The following is a 14,948-nucleotide window of genomic DNA, read 5'->3' on the forward strand; positions in this document are numbered from 1 at the left end:
TGCTGAAAAGGCGCCTCCCATTTGATCCTTTTATTGATCATCCGCTATCAAGCTAAACGGTGCTGTATAAGCACTTACATCGATGAAATAATCTCCTGTTCCTGAAGTTGCTTTTATTTGAATGGTATATATGCCTTTAGTGGTAGGTTGATAATAAATATGTTTGAAGGGGCTATTACCTGTACTAGAACTTACTAGTTTGTTATCCGCATCATACAGATACAAATCAAAATCTTTAGCAAAGCTCCAATTTGGAATAGTTAACGATACAGAGATAGGAACGCCATTTTCTAGTTTTTGCGTGTCAATCTGCCACGTATCACTGATGTTTGAACTCGGCAAATCTTCTTCTCCATACTTCAGGTTAGGAGTAAATAGCCCCTCTGTGATTTGGCCATTTTTTGCAATTTGAACGGCACCATATGTGTTAATTTTTCCAATTCCATAATAATAATCAACACCACGTGGCCCCATATCATGGGCCGTTTCGACTAAAATTGATTTTATTTCGGAGTATGTCAGGTTTGGATTTGCTGCTATCATAAGCGCCACACTACCTGCCACGTAGGGCGAGGCCATACTTGTGCCGCTGTATGCAATATACTGATCACCACTGTTGGCTCGCGGAGCTATGATATTAACACCCGGCCCTGAGATATCCGGCTTTACCCTTCCATCTGCTGTTGGCCCCCGACTAGAAAAGCTCGCTAAGGCAAATCCACCCCTAGAGGGGTCTGCCAGCGCTCCAACTGTAATCGCATCTTGAGCTGCTGCAGGTGTACTAATCGTTCGTTCGTTTGGACCTCCATTTCCAGCCGATACAACGGGTACAATGCCTGCTGCTGCTACCTGATTAACGGCTTGTGAAAGCGCATCATTTCCATCTGAACTTCCACCCGCACCTAAGCTCATATTTAACACATCGATACCATACACTTCTTTATTCGCAATAACCCAGTCTATTCCTGCCAATACACCACTAAAAGTACCACTACCAATGGAATTAAGCACTTTCACTCCCACTAAGGAAGCACCAGGTGCGGCACCCTTGTACTGTTCTCTACTCCCCTCACCAGCAGCAATTCCTGCTACATGTGTGCCATGACCTTGGTCATCGTATGGTTGGGATCGACCATTAATCCCATCATACCAACCTACTACCTTACCGCCATCTAAATTGACATGATTAGGATCAATGCCAGTATCAACAATGGCGATTGTGGCATCCTCTTTCGAATAAGATGTTGAATCTCCATCCATATCTCCATCTATATTTAACTTGTTTTCCTTATTCACTTCATGCGAGCCAAACCAGATTGTTGATTTGTACATATGCGCCTTTACAGTACTATCATATTCAATTTGCTTCACTTGCTTCATATTCACTAATGCTTCAATTTCGCTTATATTCACATAGGCTGCCACCATAGGCAAGGTACGATAAGATTTTTTAATCGTTAATTTCGGCATATTTTTTTGTAGCGTTAAAGCTTCCTTGCGATCCGACAAAGTAATAATAACAGGAACCTTTTTATCATTTTCCTTTGCATGCATGTATGGCATCAGATTACTAAATACTTTACTTCCATCCTGCTTTATCCATTGTAATTGGTTTGTAGCTAAGGAGTTGGCCGGTTGAAACATAGCTAGACTTGAAAAAACAAGCAGAATCGCCATACACGAGCTTAGGTACAGTCGTCTCATCACACATCTCTCCTAAACGGATTTATTTTCACATCTTTTAGTTTATTTATTATTTTCAATTATATGTATTTATTTTCATTAAGAATTTATTAAGATCCATTTTATAGTCATACTGCAAATGAATTATAAAAATGAAGTTTCATGACTTTCAAATCTGGGAAGTTAAATGATCAAGAGGAATAAGCCGTCTAATGACTAACAAAGGAGTGCTCTGACATGATTAAAACGTTATTAGTAATTGCCTTAATATTATGGCTAATAGGTGTGTTAACAAAGAGAAGTTTTGGCGGATTCATTCATGTTTTACTTGTGATAGCCGCTATATTATTAATATTAGAATTATTGTGAATATTATAAGATATGTATATTATGATTTTTATGACAGCTCCACTTGTAGTCATCTGCGGCATCGACACCAATAGGCTATGAGCGGAGCTAGAGGTTTTTCTATTATGTTTTTCCATAGAAACACCTCTAGCTCTTACTCTAAGCGTATCGGTTTAGCATGATAAGAAAGTTCGATGTGACTCTAAAATAAAGTCCCATTTTTGTAAAAAAATGCAAGCATTTATAAAAATATTAAGTTTATCGCACTCGTTTGGATAATGCTTTATCTAAAGGGGTTTTTATCGTGAAGCGATCATGCCAAACAGACCAGCTAGTCAAGTAAGTCTTCTGCAACTAACCAGGTAATATGGTGTGATAATGCTATACTTATAATGTATACGAACGCTGAATATAAGGAGGTAAGATGTTTGGAACAACATAAACTTACCAAGAGCTTTTCTTCAACATACGGAAAAATAAGTTATGATATAAAAGGTGAAGGCCCCTCCGTTGTGCTCGTACATGGAACCCCTTGGTCTTCTTTTAATTGGAGACATATTATCCCTGCACTTAGTCAGTGGTTTACTGTGTACTACTACGACCTTCTTGGCTATGGTTATTCTGAGAAGACTGATATAGATGTCTCATTAGGGATTCAAAATAAAGTGCTTTCTGAACTTCTTGATTTTTGGGGATTAAAGAACCCGATGATTATTGGACATGACTTTGGTGGGACAACCGTCTTAAGAACTCACCTTTTAGAAGAACATCATTTTGAAAAAATAATACTCATTGACCCGGTCGCAATAGCTCCATGGGGATCACCTTTCTTCTCACACGTAAATAAATACGAATCTGCGTTTCAAGGTATACCTGCATATATACATGATGCAATGGTTTCGACTTATGTTCAGGGAGCCATGTATAAAGAGATGGACAAGGAAACCTTAAAAGGCATAAAGGCTCCCTGGTTAGGCACTATAGGGCAACAAGCTTTTTATCGTCAAATCGCACAAGCAAATCAAAGGTATACTGATGAGATTGAACCGATTTACAACACTATAAACAAGCAAGTATTAATTATATGGGGAGAAGAGGACACATGGGTACCCATTGAAAAAGGTCGAAAATTACATAAAAAGATTAAGAAATCAAGTTTCATTTCTATACCAAGAGCAGGTCACTTGGTTCAAGAAGACCAACCAAGTATTCTTTTGTCTTATATTTTGAAGTTTCTTTTTAAGTAGAGACGATGTAAGGTTTCGGAACAAATCACATATTATTTATCGTTTTTATAGAACAATAAGCTTGTCCATTTCGATTAAACTGATTCCTTCTGATCCATAGTTAAAATGAAAGTGCTTGGAATCGGACAAGGAAACTGTGAATCCGATGTTTCAGCCAAGGCTGAAACATCGGGGAATCAGGTGGAGACTCTACTCTATCTGACTAAAGCCCCACAATCCACCCTAAAGATCAATGAATGGGAGCTGGAATATGTTTAGCATCCCTTTTTAAAACCATCTGGTACGGATAAAGCTTTCGGCCCCTGTGAGATTAGATTGTTTTCCTAATGCGATCATTCTGGGAATAGCAGACACATCATCTGCTGCCACCGCTTCTGCCCCAAGATTAACGTTAATACGGTTAAAGCGATCATTCAATAAACTTTGACTATATTGTGTATCGATTTCATTTACGCCATCAGAATTCACTGTATTTAACGGGAAAGTAGGCTGGAACTTTTCATTCCGATTCGGATTTAGAGACCACTGAATCGCACCCCAATTTTCTGTTCCGTTTAAGCGGTAGGGATTAAAACCAGTACCAATAGATAATAACACAATATCTTCTAGCCTCTGCCTTCCAAACCTCCGATCGACCCCATAGGAAATGCCAAGCATACTTGGATTATTTGCAAAAACACCGCCATCAACGAAGTTCATATAAGATGGAAATGCAATGGGTAAAGATTGAGAAGCAACGGCGGCATCTACAACTCTGACACTTGCATTGGGCGAACCAGGAAAGTTATTAAAAACGGCTGGGCGCCAAGGACCGCTCGGAGTCCTGACCTGAAAAGCAGGTACCACAACCCGTTTTTTTAATTGATTAAGTCGAAGTGTACCTGTTAGAAATTGTGTCATCGCAATAATTAAATTGCGATTGGAATATTCCGGTTGATTTAAAGGTGGACGAGGATTAGAAAAAACAAAGCCTGCATTTTGAATGAGAAATTGAAGGCTTTCTTGTGGGGTTTTGCCCGATGCCAATCCCAAGCCTAGAGCAGCACCCGCAGATGTACCAGCAATCAGATCAACAGATTTTAATAAGGTAGGAAATTTAGCTGCTAAACGTATTAAAATGGTAGCCGTATAGGCGGACCGGATTCCTCCACCATCTAAAGTGAGAATGCGATACTTTCTTCGTTGTACCATGATAATCACCTCCATGATGCATATTATGAAGGTGATTACCCTAATGTGAAGGATACGATAGCACAACCCCCTGCTGGAGTAAAAACACTCCAGCAGGGGGTTGTTTCATGATACCGGCTCTTTTTTATCAAAGAAAAATTTTAATGCATCGTACACTTGCCCTTTTTCTTTAATCACATAGTACATAAATTTCTCATCTCTGAGAGGGCGATAAGCACTCATCAGCGTACTGTGGCGATTATATTGATTGACTTCACCATAACCAAAAAGATTGGATCGTTTCATCAACTCTCGCACGAGCTTCACACATCTTTCATTATCAGAAGTGAGATTATCGCCATCGGAGAAGTGAAATGGATATATATTATAGCGACTGGGTGGAAAGCGCGTATCGATTATTTCCAATGCTTTGCGATAAGCAGAAGAACAAATTGTACCGCCACTCTCTCCCTTAGTAAAAAATGCATCTTCGGTTACCTCTTTGGCTTCGGTATGGTGGGCAATAAATACGATTTCTACTTTTTCATACTTGGTGCGAAGGAACCGAACCATCCAGAAAAAGAAACTACGTGCAATATATTTTTCAAATATTCCCATTGATCCACTTGTATCCATCATCGCGATGACTACCGCACTAGAATGTGGAATCACGACATCTTCCCATGTCTTAAAGCGTAAGTCATCAATAGATATTTTCGCTTTTTGATGCTTGTCGACTAATGCATTTCGCTTGATGGCAGCAAGTAAAGTGCGTTTTTTATCAATATTACCCATCAATCCCTTTTTGCGTACATCATTAAAGCGTATATCATCGACGATCATATCCGTTTGCTCTTTTTGCTTCAGATTAGGAAGCTCCATTTCAGAAAACAAAATCCCTTCCAGCTCTTCAATCGAGACTTCCGCTTCATAGTAATCAGAACCAGCCTGATCACCCGCTCCTTTTCCTTTGCCAGGCCCTTTCTTTTGTCCTTTTTGGGGTTGTTCACGACCAAGCAAGTCCCCCACTTTACTATCTCCACTACCTTGCCCCACATGTTTATTCTTATTGTGATTATAGCGAAAACGAAATTCTTCCATAGATCGAATCGGTACTTTTACAATTTGTTTACCATCAGACATGATGATGTTTTCTTCACTAATCAAGTCTGGTAAGTTCTTTTTAATAGCCTCCTGTACTTTTTCTTGGTGTCGCATCTGGTCCTGATACCCTTTCCGATGAAGAGACCAGTCCTCTTCCGAAACGATAAAAAGGGGGTGTTTCATCTTTTTCACCTCCCATATCCAGTTGCGATACACAATCTTTATCGATTTAACAAACTTCCCACATAACGTAAGAGTTCATTAGCGCTTGCTGGTGTATAGCCGTAATCCTCTACTAGGCGATTAATGACTTCATTAATCTTTTTTAACTGACTTTCATCTGGTGTTTTGGTAGAAGTCGTAATTTTAACGACGTCTTTTAAGTCGGCAAATAATTTTTTCTGAATCGCCTCACGCAGCCGATCGTGGCTGTTAAAATCAAATCTTTTTCCTTTGCGTGCGTAGGCTGAGATCCGAATTAAGATTTCCTCCCGAAAGCCCTTTTTAGCATTTTCCGAGATACCGATCTGCTCTTCGATTGAGCGCATTAATTTTTCATCTGGTTCAATCTCTTCTCCAGTAATGGGATCTCTCATTTTTTGCCAATTACAATACGCTTCTACATTATCCAAGTAGTTATCCATCAGATTTTTGGCTGACTCTTCATAAGAGTAAACAAATGCTTTTTGAACTTCTTTTTTAGCAATTTGATCATATTCTTTTCGGGCAACTGAGATGAAGTGTAAATAACGCTCACGCTGTTCTTCTGTGATCGACGGGTGTTGGTCTAAACCATCTTTCAGTGCTCTTAAAATATCGATTGCATTAATAAATTTAGTCTCAGTGCGAATCAACGCACTTGATATGCGATTAATGACGTAACGAGGATCGATACCAGACATGCCTTCATCCAGATATTCCGTCTGTAACTCCTGTAAGTCGATTTCTTTCGTACCTTCTACGGTGTCACCGTCATATAAATACATCTTTTTGAGTAGATCCATCCCCTGTTTTTTTGATTCTTTTAGTCTAGTCAGCGTCGAGAAAATGGCAGCTGCACGTAATGAATGCGGAGCAATATGAATATGTCCCAAATCACTTTGTTTAATCAATTTTTGATAAATTTTTTCTTCATCACTAACCTTGAGATTATAAGGGACGGGCATCACAATCATACGAGATTGTAGTGCTTCATTTTTCTTATTGGCAATAAATGATTTGTATTCTGTTTCATTCGTATGCGCTACAATTAATTCATCCGCAGAAATAAGTGCAAATCTTCCTGCTTTAAAGTTTCCTTCCTGTGTCAAGGATAATAAATTCCATAAGAATTTCTCATCACACTTTAACATTTCTTGAAATTCCATTAATCCTCTGTTTGCTTTATTTAATTCTCCGTCAAACCGATAAGCACGAGGATCAGACTCTGATCCAAACTCAGTAATCGTAGCAAAATCAATACTTCCTGTCAGATCGGCAATATCTTGGGATTTAGGATCAGACGGGCTAAATGTACCAATACCCGTACGCTCATCTTCTGATAAGAGTACCCGTTCTACTTCCATTTCTTCAATACGTCCATTGTATTTTTCCTTGAGACGAAAACGACATGATGGACATAAATTACCTTCTACTCTTACTTGATAGGATTGTTCAAATTCCTTGCGTAGCGAGTGTGGAACGAGATTAAGTGGCTCTTCATGCATCGGGCACCCTTTTATTCCATACAATGCACCCTCATCTGTCCGTGAAAAACGCTCTAATCCCTTTTTCAACATCGTAACAATTGTGGATTTACCACCACTAACCGGCCCCATTAGTAACAATACACGCTTTCTTACATCAAGCCGACGAGCTGCCGAATGAAAGTATTCCTCTACCAGACGTTCGATCGCACGATCTAGTCCAAATAATTCTTCGTTGAAAAACAGATATTTTTTATTTCCTTCTGCATCGGTTTCTATCCCAGCTTGCGCAATCATATTGTAGACGCGAGAATGAGCAGTTTGAGCCACTTGTGGATTCTTTTTTACGATATCTAAATAGTCAGCAAATGTTCCTTCCCATCTTAGCTCTCGCTCATGATCGTGATACTCAGAAATACGTCGTAAGATATCCATAGAAAGCTCCTCCCATTCATCAAGATTTCATCAAGGACATTGCCTTGCATGTGAGGGAATCGCTATGATTTAGAACCTTGAACTGGGGCATCCTCTATTAAAATGACTAACCTCACATTATATAAATTGCGAATAATTACCAGTTCATATCGCGTTATCTTCATCATTCATTCCATCCTAAAATGGAATATGCAAATCCTTAAGAAGGATACAATAAGATTAATATTAATTATATGCGTGGTTCTTAAGGGTGTTACTTCTATTTTATCAGAATTTATAGAAAAATAATAGGGTAACTAGTCACTTTACCTACTTTTCTTTATGGATTATGCACAATAAGCTCCATAGTTAAGTAGGGAGCTTATTGACACTTATACTATACTACAGTCCAGCTTGTTTCCACATCAAAGATAAATGAATCCATCTCTATATCCATTCGTTGAAAATCAACCACAAGTTGTGTGATACCGTGACGATGGAGCAGGTTTATGGTATTTAGCTTCGCTTCGATACGAGTAGACTGTCTGATTAGCTCTGTCAAATCTTCATCTACTACTTCTGAGGAGCAAGTAAATGTTTTCACAACAATATGATCATACGTTCCCACTTGTTGGTTCGTTAAAACAATCTCGTCATGTATTAAGTCCATGAATTGCTGATAATGCATCGCATCCTTCCAAAAGGATAAGATAATCGCTTCAGTTGGATGCCGCCTCTCCCATCCGCCAACTTGTCCCACAAAGCCATGTATACCGCGTAGTGCAAACCATTGTGCTTGTGCTTTCGTAAATGATGACCGGTTGTTTTCTGAGACTGAACATTTAATCCATTTCGTGAACATGTTTTTGTTCCCGTTGAAAAATCCCGCTACCCGTTTGAATCGCTACGAGCAACTCTAGCATTGTACCTTCTTGATCAAAAGTATAAGTAGGTGTACCACGATCAATGCGATGATCTGTACTTAGGTAAAATGTTTTCATTCCCAGTTCAGAAGCGATCATATCTTCCTGCATGTCATTTCCAATCATAATACAGTCAGCAGGCGCTAACTTCAATTTTTCCATGATAGCTTGATAATACATCGGATTCGGTTTGCAAAAGTGGGTTTCTTCGTTAATTGTAATATATTCAAAGAGATTGGCGTCAATTCCTGCCCACTTCAGCCGTTCATAAACGGCAATTTGAGGAAAAACGGGATTTGTAGCCAGTACAACCCGGTACCCGGCCGCTTTAGCTGCCAATATAACTTGCTCAGCATTTTGTTCATATTGCACGTGCTCTTCTAGTTTTGGAAAGGACGATTCATAGTACAGCTCAAAAACGGGCCATACCTCTTCTTTTTTCATCTGAGATTGGTTTAGAAATTCCTGCTCAAATACTTGTGCATTGGTATATGTGACATCTGTATTTTTTACCATTGTTTGCGTTGCGTGCCATAGCATGGGGACTAATGCATCAGCAGGAATCATTCCTTCAAAATGTGGAACTAATGATTGAATATAAGCTTGTACAAATGTTGCGGTATCCATTGGTAGTAGCGTACCATCTAGATCAAATAGCAATGCTTTTTTCATACATACTCCCCCACTTATTCAGAAAAATAGTTTTCTAGTAATGTCTTTTTACGTAAAGATAAACATTCACACGATTCTTGATTGGCATCGATCCCCTTTATACTATCAATCAAGATATGCGCTATCGTTTTACTCTCTTGGAAGAAGATATCTTTTAAGTCTTTGTGCGCCCAATCTTTGATGATTCCTTCGGCATAATTTACGACCATATAAATGCCGGCATAACATGCGCCAATTTCACGAGCTAGGTAAACTTCTGGTGTAATACTCTGTCCGACAATATCCCCATGCCACCCCTTAAACATTTGCACCTCTGCCCGACTTTCGAAGTGGCGCCCATCGGTATTCACATACGTTCCCCGCTTATACACATAACGGCCTTCCTCCATCACGCGTTCTTTTGCTACATGATATAATGCATCTTTTTGGGTAGGACAGATGGGATCACGCATCACAAGTAAGTAAGGACTATTAAAACCAATATCTTGTCTCATCGAATGATCAATGTAATCATCAGGTATCACAATGTCACGTAATTCCAGCAGATGATTGATCGCACCAACGCCACCTTCAGCAAATATTTTTTTAACTCCAGCTTGTTCTAATACCCAGAAGACTTGTTTAGAAGCTTGTCCACGCGAGACAACACCCGGCCGCCACCCATGCATACGACAAGTAAGCACTTCTTTATCACCGATTTGTAGAAGTTTGAAGGTAGGACTTTCCCCATAAGGCGTATCAAAAACAAGGCCTTTTTCTAAAACGGTGACATCATCACGTTCAATATCTTCTGGAAAGCGAATCGAAAACGTACTTGAACCACCTATAATGGCAAAATCAGTTTGTGGTATGTGTGACATCATTACAATCTCCTTTAGTTATATCGTTATTTCCAGGCATGTCAATTTGCATGGTGATTCCACTTTATCATTGTGTAGTTTGCTCTCCGTGCACTTTCGCCTTGCCAAGCAGATGAAAAGACCGCTTCACCAAAACCTTACGGTGCTATCCAAACTCCCTATCGATCAAAAAGGGTTTGGTGAAGCCAAGTAGCGGCGAGGAGGCATTTCCGGTCAAGATACCCTTCCTTATATGGGTTAATCGACACGACTCATTTATTTCATATTGGGAAACCCAAACTGGCGGTATGCCTCATAAACGACAATCGCCACTGAATTGGACAAGTTAAGTGATCGCGTTTCCGGTCGCATCGGAACCCGAATGCAAGTATCTTTGTACTTCTCCAAAGTGGAAGGGGGCAGCCCCTTCGTCTCTTTACCAAACACAAAAAAATCCCCATCTTCATAATGGAAATCTGTATAGGTAGCAGTTGCTTTCGTAGTCGCACAAAAAAAGCGAGCATGAGGGTATTTTTCTTCCAACTCAGCAAATGAATCATGATATACAATATCTAACTCATGCCAGTAATCTAAGCCAGCGCGCTTTAATTTAGTATCATCAATCGTAAAACCAAGTGGACGTATAAGATGTAATTTAGCACCAATAACAGCACAGGTACGTGCAATATTTCCAGTGTTTTGTGGGATCTCTGGTTCAACCAAAACTACATGAATCAATCTATGTCATCCTTCCTACCATCACATGCACTTATTGTACCCAAAAAAGACCTATTACGACAACTAGCTATCGAATATGAAAAAAGGCATACTTTGTTTTCTCTGTCCATGCAGGTGAATTTAAATATCTCCAATCCCGATACTGACTATTATAGGTGTGGGCATTTACAAGCGGATTGCCATAATAATCAAACCCCGTTACGATCGCGTTATGATTCCATCGACCGTCACCTTCCCAATCATAGCAGATCACATCTCCCGCTCTCAGTTGTTGCGGACTACTCACTTCTATTGTATTTCCAGTAGGGCCACCTGCTTTCAAATAATTAAAAAGACTATGGGCAACCGCCCAGCTAAAACTCCAAGTATCTGCTAGTCCCCCTCTTCGACGATACCACCACCCCTTACTCTTACTACTGGAATACACCATAGGCAGATCTCCTGCATGAATGCATTGTGATACATAATTTGTACAATCATCGTCAAACTGGCGAAAAGCAGGATTTGCACTATTCCAATATTTATTTGCGTATTGCACTGCCTTTGTCCGATCATATGTAGCTTGTTGAATAGACATCTTCATCTCCACCTTTGCCTTTTTTTTAGCATATGTGGAAACGATACGTCTGGTGACCAGCACGCCCCAAAAAGGAGACAGCGTGCTGTCTCCTTTTTAGCTTACCTAATTATGATTATGTTTCACCTTTGACTGGAAGCCTTCTAATGAAAGTAAAAACTTTTTATTTTCCATTCCACCGCCATAACCGACTAGTGATCCATTGGAACCAATCACACGATGGCAAGGCACTACAATTGATATGGGGTTTTTATTATTGGCACCACCAACTGCACGTACAGCCTTAGGCGAGCCGATTCCTTGAGCAACTTCTTTATAAGAACGTACTTCCCCGTAGGGAATGGTGGTGAGTTGATTCCAGACCATTTTTTGAAATGGCGTACCGTATAACGCAACAGGCATATCAAATATTTTCCGTTCACCAGCAAAGTATTGTATCATTTGTTCGATATAAGGCAGCGTTTCTACTTCATTGTATTCGAGTTTAACATTCCGTAACCAATGATTTAACCATATGTCTAGTCCGACTTCAGAATTATTTTTTTTATTAAAAGTTAGGTAACATAATCCGTTTGTGCTGGCAGCCAGTGTAAGAAGTCCCACTGGACTCTCCATTTTACTCCAAACAATCGTTTGCTTCAGTAAAGTCATCCGTTTCTCCTCTCCTGTCAACCAGCTTCGTATTTCTTCTTCTATCTTTTCATAATCGTACCCATTTTCCAATAACCGAGTCATAAATGGAAAAAAATGATTTATGCCTATCATTCTTCGTGTAGTTTATTCTCCATTTTTTCAGGTTTCGGCTACGCTATGCCACTCAAAAAACACTTTCCCTTTTTGATTAATCAAGCAGTATATTTAATCCCGCATCTATCTCAGATACTACTTCTGCATCATCTTCATTTGATCGCGCATCTCTTAAAATCTGCTCTACATGATCTCCACCGATTTGTACAAGTGCCCATGCGGAAGTGCCACGAATCACAGGGCGCGGATCACGTTGTAGCAACTCAGTAAGAAGCGGTATAGCAGATTCATCCTTAAAGTGCGCCAAGGCAATAATGGCATTTCGTTGAATCGGTTTCTTACCACGCCATGAACCTGACATCTTACCAAAGCGTTCTTTAAATTGACGATTACTCATATTTAATAGGGGTTTAAGTAAAGGTTTCACCCATTCTGGCTCCGGTTTCATTTGTTCATGATGATCAAAATGCAGACGACGATTTTTAGGACATACTGTCTGACAAGTGTCACAACCGTATAAACGGTTCCCTAATTTTTTGCGATATTGCTCAGGTAAAAAACCTTTGGTTTGGGTCAAAAATGCAATACAAGATTGCGCATCAAGCTGTCCTGGTTGCACAAGAGCACCAGTAGGACATACATCGATACAGCGATTACAATCTCCACACTGATCCAATATGGGTTCGTCTGACGGCAAATAAATATCGGTTATCATTTCCCCCAGATACACCCACGAACCAAATTCCTCTGTAATGACCGCTGTATTTTTACCACTCCAACCAATACCAGCTCTTTCTGCTACAGCACGATCGGAAAGAACCCCCGTATCGACCATTGATTGCACACGAACATGAGGGACCAGTTCTTTTAGATAATTCTCTAATTCCTGAAGTTTTTGCTTCAGTATAATATGATAATCTTCTCCCCAGGATGCTCGTGCAAATATGCCTCGATATCCACCTTGTTCAGATACCGGTGCATCTATCAGGCGCGAGGGATAAGCGAGAGCAATCGCGATGATACTTTTTGCCTGCGGAAATGTAAGCTCCGGATTTACTCTTTTTTCGATATCCGGTTCTTCAAAGCCAGATGCATAGCCTTTTTCTTGGCTCTCGATTAGACGTTCTCGCAAAGCAAGAAAAGGGTCTGCGCTGGTGAAGCCTATCTTATCGATGCCAATTTCGGTTGCCTTTTCTTGCAGTCTTTTCTTAATATGCTCTGCCCTCATCCTTATCCCTCCTTTACATAGTACATTTCATTATAACATAAAAAACTATTCTAAATCAGAATAAAAATCCTCATCCTCGCGGCACAGCTGCACGTGCCAGCTCATCACAACGGTTATTCAGTTCTACATCACTGTGACCCTTCACCTTAATAAAGGTAACATCATGTTTGCTAGTCAATCGTAGCAATTGTTGCCATAAGTCTTTATTCTCCACAGGTTTTTTTTGTGAAGTTTGCCAACCATTCTTTTGCCATTTTGCGTACCAGCGTTGATTGATACAATTGACGATATAAGCACTATCCGAATGTAGTTTCACTTTGCATGGTGTTTTCAATGCACGTAACGATTCAATAACTGCTTGTAATTCCATCCTGTTGTTGGTCGTTTCAGATTCTCCACCAGACAATTCCTTCTTCTTTTCACCATACATCAGAACCGCCGCCCATCCTCCTGGGCCAGGATTGTGAGAACAAGCTCCATCTGTATACACAATTATCTCTTTCATCAAAACTTCCACTCCTTATTAACCACAGCGTGATCAGCATTACTGCTATCCATTGTTCTCTTTTCCCCTTTTATTAATTAAATCCTTTAACTTTAAACCCATTCTTGCTCAACTTCACCATTTATTATCAAAATGAAAAAAGACCGTCAAATTGACGATCTTGTTATTTGGTCGGGATGACAGGATTCGAACCTGCGACCCCCTGGTCCCAAACCAGGTGCTCTACCAAGCTGAGCCACATCCCGATATTTAATTAGCGACCTTTATATCTTATCAAAAACGCTATACTTTGTCAACAACTTCTTTTTCAATTTATGTAATAAAATGGTCGGGATGACAGGATTCGAACCTGCGACCCCCTGGTCCCAAACCAGGTGCTCTACCAAGCTGAGCCACATCCCGATATGTTGTTGTCTCAAGCACAAGTAATAATTTATCACAGCATATAAAAACTGTCAATACTTTTTTTGAATTTATCTTTGAGATAGGTTTAGACCACCTCCAGTTCAATGAAAGGACCCTTAATCAGATAGAGCCTCTTCGAAGTTTTAACCTCATCTAAAATGGTTTCATTTTGTTATGGTTTTATTCTCATTAAACTTCAACATGAAAATATCATTTATTCGTGCAGGAAATATATTCAAACTATTCAATTTATGATATACTCATATAAGGGGTGCCAATATGTTTAAAAATAAGAACCGGTGGAAAAATGCTGGTTTATGGGTTTCCATCATTGCATACATCCCTACTATTCTCGCTTCATTTCAGATCCAACTCACAGATCCAGAGTGGTATACTTATGAACAAACATTAAAAGGTATTATAGCCATTTTAGTTTTACTCGGAATCCTGAATGACCCAACAACCAACAAAAAAGGTTTTTCTGATGATAAATAAGTACACACCAAAAGAAGCGATCTCTGAAAGTATGAGATCGCTTCTTTTGTATTTCATCAAGTCTCGTATTTGGTACCGAAGGTCGGGGTCGAACCGACACTCCCGAAGGAACACGATTTTGAGTCGTGCGCGTCTGCCAATTCCGCCACTTCGGCATATTTTTGGGAA

Annotated in this window: 15 protein-coding genes and 3 tRNA genes; 3 read left to right on the plus strand and 15 right to left on the minus strand. The window is 39.7% G+C overall.

Annotation, left to right across the window (positions count from 1 at the left end; genetic code table 11):
* Nucleotides 1-30: 30 nt before the first annotated feature.
* Nucleotides 31-1,704 (minus strand): S8 family peptidase, encoded by a 1,674-nt coding sequence (locus tag IC619_RS03655; protein WP_191138782.1) that lies wholly within the window; start codon nt 1,702-1,704, stop codon nt 31-33.
* Between the two features lie 216 nt (nt 1,705-1,920).
* Here IC619_RS03655 and IC619_RS03660 point away from each other — a divergent pair, with 216 nt between their 5' ends.
* Together IC619_RS03660 and IC619_RS03665 are read left to right on the plus strand one after the other, a co-directional pair.
* Complete coding sequence (locus IC619_RS03660) at nt 1,921-2,052, plus strand: lmo0937 family membrane protein (RefSeq protein ID WP_191138783.1); 132 nt, start codon at nt 1,921-1,923, stop codon at nt 2,050-2,052.
* Nucleotides 2,053-2,459: 407 nt separating this feature from the next.
* Nucleotides 2,460-3,278: an alpha/beta fold hydrolase gene (locus tag IC619_RS03665; RefSeq protein WP_213260808.1), complete on the plus strand. Its 819-nt coding sequence runs from the start codon at nt 2,460-2,462 to the stop codon at nt 3,276-3,278.
* Between the two features lie 267 nt (nt 3,279-3,545).
* Here the strand turns inward: IC619_RS03665 and IC619_RS03670 are convergent, their stop codons facing one another.
* From IC619_RS03670 to IC619_RS03730, 13 genes are all read right to left on the minus strand, one after another.
* Nucleotides 3,546-4,469 (minus strand): patatin-like phospholipase family protein, encoded by a 924-nt coding sequence (locus IC619_RS03670; protein ID WP_191138785.1) that lies wholly within the window; start codon nt 4,467-4,469, stop codon nt 3,546-3,548.
* Between the two features lie 105 nt (nt 4,470-4,574).
* Complete coding sequence (gene yhbH, locus IC619_RS03675) at nt 4,575-5,735, minus strand: sporulation protein YhbH (RefSeq protein WP_191138786.1); 1,161 nt, start codon at nt 5,733-5,735, stop codon at nt 4,575-4,577.
* Nucleotides 5,736-5,773: 38 nt separating this feature from the next.
* Nucleotides 5,774-7,672, minus strand: coding sequence for a PrkA family serine protein kinase (locus tag IC619_RS03680; RefSeq protein WP_191138787.1), 1,899 nt, complete (start codon nt 7,670-7,672; stop codon nt 5,774-5,776).
* Between the two features lie 376 nt (nt 7,673-8,048).
* Nucleotides 8,049-8,513, minus strand: coding sequence for a YdbC family protein (locus IC619_RS03685; protein ID WP_191138788.1), 465 nt, complete (start codon nt 8,511-8,513; stop codon nt 8,049-8,051).
* Nucleotides 8,494-9,246 carry an HAD family hydrolase gene (locus IC619_RS03690; RefSeq protein WP_191138789.1) on the minus strand — a complete coding sequence of 251 codons (753 nt, stop codon included), beginning with the start codon at nt 9,244-9,246 and terminating at the stop codon, nt 8,494-8,496. The genes IC619_RS03685 and IC619_RS03690 overlap by 20 nt, the downstream gene beginning before the upstream one ends.
* A 14-nt stretch (nt 9,247-9,260) precedes the next feature.
* Nucleotides 9,261-10,106, minus strand: a complete 846-nt coding sequence (locus IC619_RS03695) for an MTAP family purine nucleoside phosphorylase (RefSeq protein ID WP_191138790.1) — start codon at nt 10,104-10,106, stop codon at nt 9,261-9,263.
* Nucleotides 10,107-10,361: 255 nt separating this feature from the next.
* Nucleotides 10,362-10,820 (minus strand): tRNA (uridine(34)/cytosine(34)/5-carboxymethylaminomethyluridine(34)-2'-O)-methyltransferase TrmL, encoded by a 459-nt coding sequence (gene trmL, locus IC619_RS03700; protein WP_191138858.1) that lies wholly within the window; start codon nt 10,818-10,820, stop codon nt 10,362-10,364.
* A gap of 70 nt (nt 10,821-10,890) precedes the next feature.
* Entirely contained in the window at nt 10,891-11,400 is a 510-nt protein-coding gene (locus IC619_RS03705; RefSeq protein ID WP_191138791.1) for an amidase domain-containing protein, read from the minus strand.
* 105 nt (nt 11,401-11,505) lie between these two features.
* Nucleotides 11,506-12,051 (minus strand): methylated-DNA--[protein]-cysteine S-methyltransferase, encoded by a 546-nt coding sequence (locus IC619_RS03710; RefSeq protein WP_347239752.1) that lies wholly within the window; start codon nt 12,049-12,051, stop codon nt 11,506-11,508.
* A 190-nt stretch (nt 12,052-12,241) separates the two neighbouring features.
* Nucleotides 12,242-13,375 (minus strand): tRNA epoxyqueuosine(34) reductase QueG, encoded by a 1,134-nt coding sequence (gene queG, locus IC619_RS03715; RefSeq protein ID WP_191138792.1) that lies wholly within the window; start codon nt 13,373-13,375, stop codon nt 12,242-12,244.
* 70 nt (nt 13,376-13,445) lie between these two features.
* Nucleotides 13,446-13,880: a ribonuclease HI gene (gene rnhA, locus IC619_RS03720; RefSeq protein WP_191138860.1), complete on the minus strand. Its 435-nt coding sequence runs from the start codon at nt 13,878-13,880 to the stop codon at nt 13,446-13,448.
* A gap of 168 nt (nt 13,881-14,048) precedes the next feature.
* Nucleotides 14,049-14,125: transfer RNA gene (locus IC619_RS03725), tRNA-Pro, on the minus strand.
* An 80-nt stretch (nt 14,126-14,205) separates the two neighbouring features.
* A tRNA-Pro gene (locus tag IC619_RS03730) sits at nt 14,206-14,282 on the minus strand.
* A 282-nt stretch (nt 14,283-14,564) separates the two neighbouring features.
* On the opposite strand from IC619_RS03730, the gene IC619_RS03735 reads away from it, so the two are divergent.
* On the plus strand, nt 14,565-14,780 hold the full coding sequence (locus IC619_RS03735; protein ID WP_191138793.1) for a phage holin: 216 nt from the start codon (nt 14,565-14,567) through the stop codon (nt 14,778-14,780).
* A gap of 70 nt (nt 14,781-14,850) precedes the next feature.
* On the opposite strand, the gene IC619_RS03740 is transcribed toward IC619_RS03735, so the two are convergent.
* Nucleotides 14,851-14,935: transfer RNA gene (locus IC619_RS03740), tRNA-Leu, on the minus strand.
* Between the last annotated feature and the right edge of the window lie 13 nt (nt 14,936-14,948).

This window comes from Polycladospora coralii (assembly GCF_014773435.2).
Classification (GTDB): domain Bacteria; phylum Bacillota; class Bacilli; order Thermoactinomycetales; family Thermoactinomycetaceae; genus Polycladospora; species Polycladospora coralii.

What these genes read in the sequence shown, in the direction of transcription:
- IC619_RS03655 (WP_191138782.1), bottom strand. Translation starts at nt 1,704, where the DNA reads ATGAGACGACTGTACCTAAGCTCGTGTATGGCGATTCTGCTTGTTTTT.
- IC619_RS03660 (WP_191138783.1), top strand. Translation starts at nt 1,921, where the DNA reads ATGATTAAAACGTTATTAGTAATTGCCTTAATATTATGGCTAATAGGT.
- IC619_RS03670 (WP_191138785.1), bottom strand. Translation starts at nt 4,469, where the DNA reads ATGGTACAACGAAGAAAGTATCGCATTCTCACTTTAGATGGTGGAGGA.
- yhbH (WP_191138786.1), bottom strand. Translation starts at nt 5,735, where the DNA reads ATGAAACACCCCCTTTTTATCGTTTCGGAAGAGGACTGGTCTCTTCAT.
- IC619_RS03680 (WP_191138787.1), bottom strand. Translation starts at nt 7,672, where the DNA reads ATGGATATCTTACGACGTATTTCTGAGTATCACGATCATGAGCGAGAG.
- IC619_RS03685 (WP_191138788.1), bottom strand. Translation starts at nt 8,513, where the DNA reads ATGTTCACGAAATGGATTAAATGTTCAGTCTCAGAAAACAACCGGTCA.
- IC619_RS03690 (WP_191138789.1), bottom strand. Translation starts at nt 9,246, where the DNA reads ATGAAAAAAGCATTGCTATTTGATCTAGATGGTACGCTACTACCAATG.
- IC619_RS03695 (WP_191138790.1), bottom strand. Translation starts at nt 10,106, where the DNA reads ATGTCACACATACCACAAACTGATTTTGCCATTATAGGTGGTTCAAGT.
- IC619_RS03705 (WP_191138791.1), bottom strand. Translation starts at nt 11,400, where the DNA reads ATGTCTATTCAACAAGCTACATATGATCGGACAAAGGCAGTGCAATAC.
- IC619_RS03710 (WP_347239752.1), bottom strand. Translation starts at nt 12,051, where the DNA reads ATGACTTTACTGAAGCAAACGATTGTTTGGAGTAAAATGGAGAGTCCA.
- queG (WP_191138792.1), bottom strand. Translation starts at nt 13,375, where the DNA reads ATGAGGGCAGAGCATATTAAGAAAAGACTGCAAGAAAAGGCAACCGAA.
- rnhA (WP_191138860.1), bottom strand. Translation starts at nt 13,880, where the DNA reads ATGAAAGAGATAATTGTGTATACAGATGGAGCTTGTTCTCACAATCCT.
- IC619_RS03735 (WP_191138793.1), top strand. Translation starts at nt 14,565, where the DNA reads ATGTTTAAAAATAAGAACCGGTGGAAAAATGCTGGTTTATGGGTTTCC.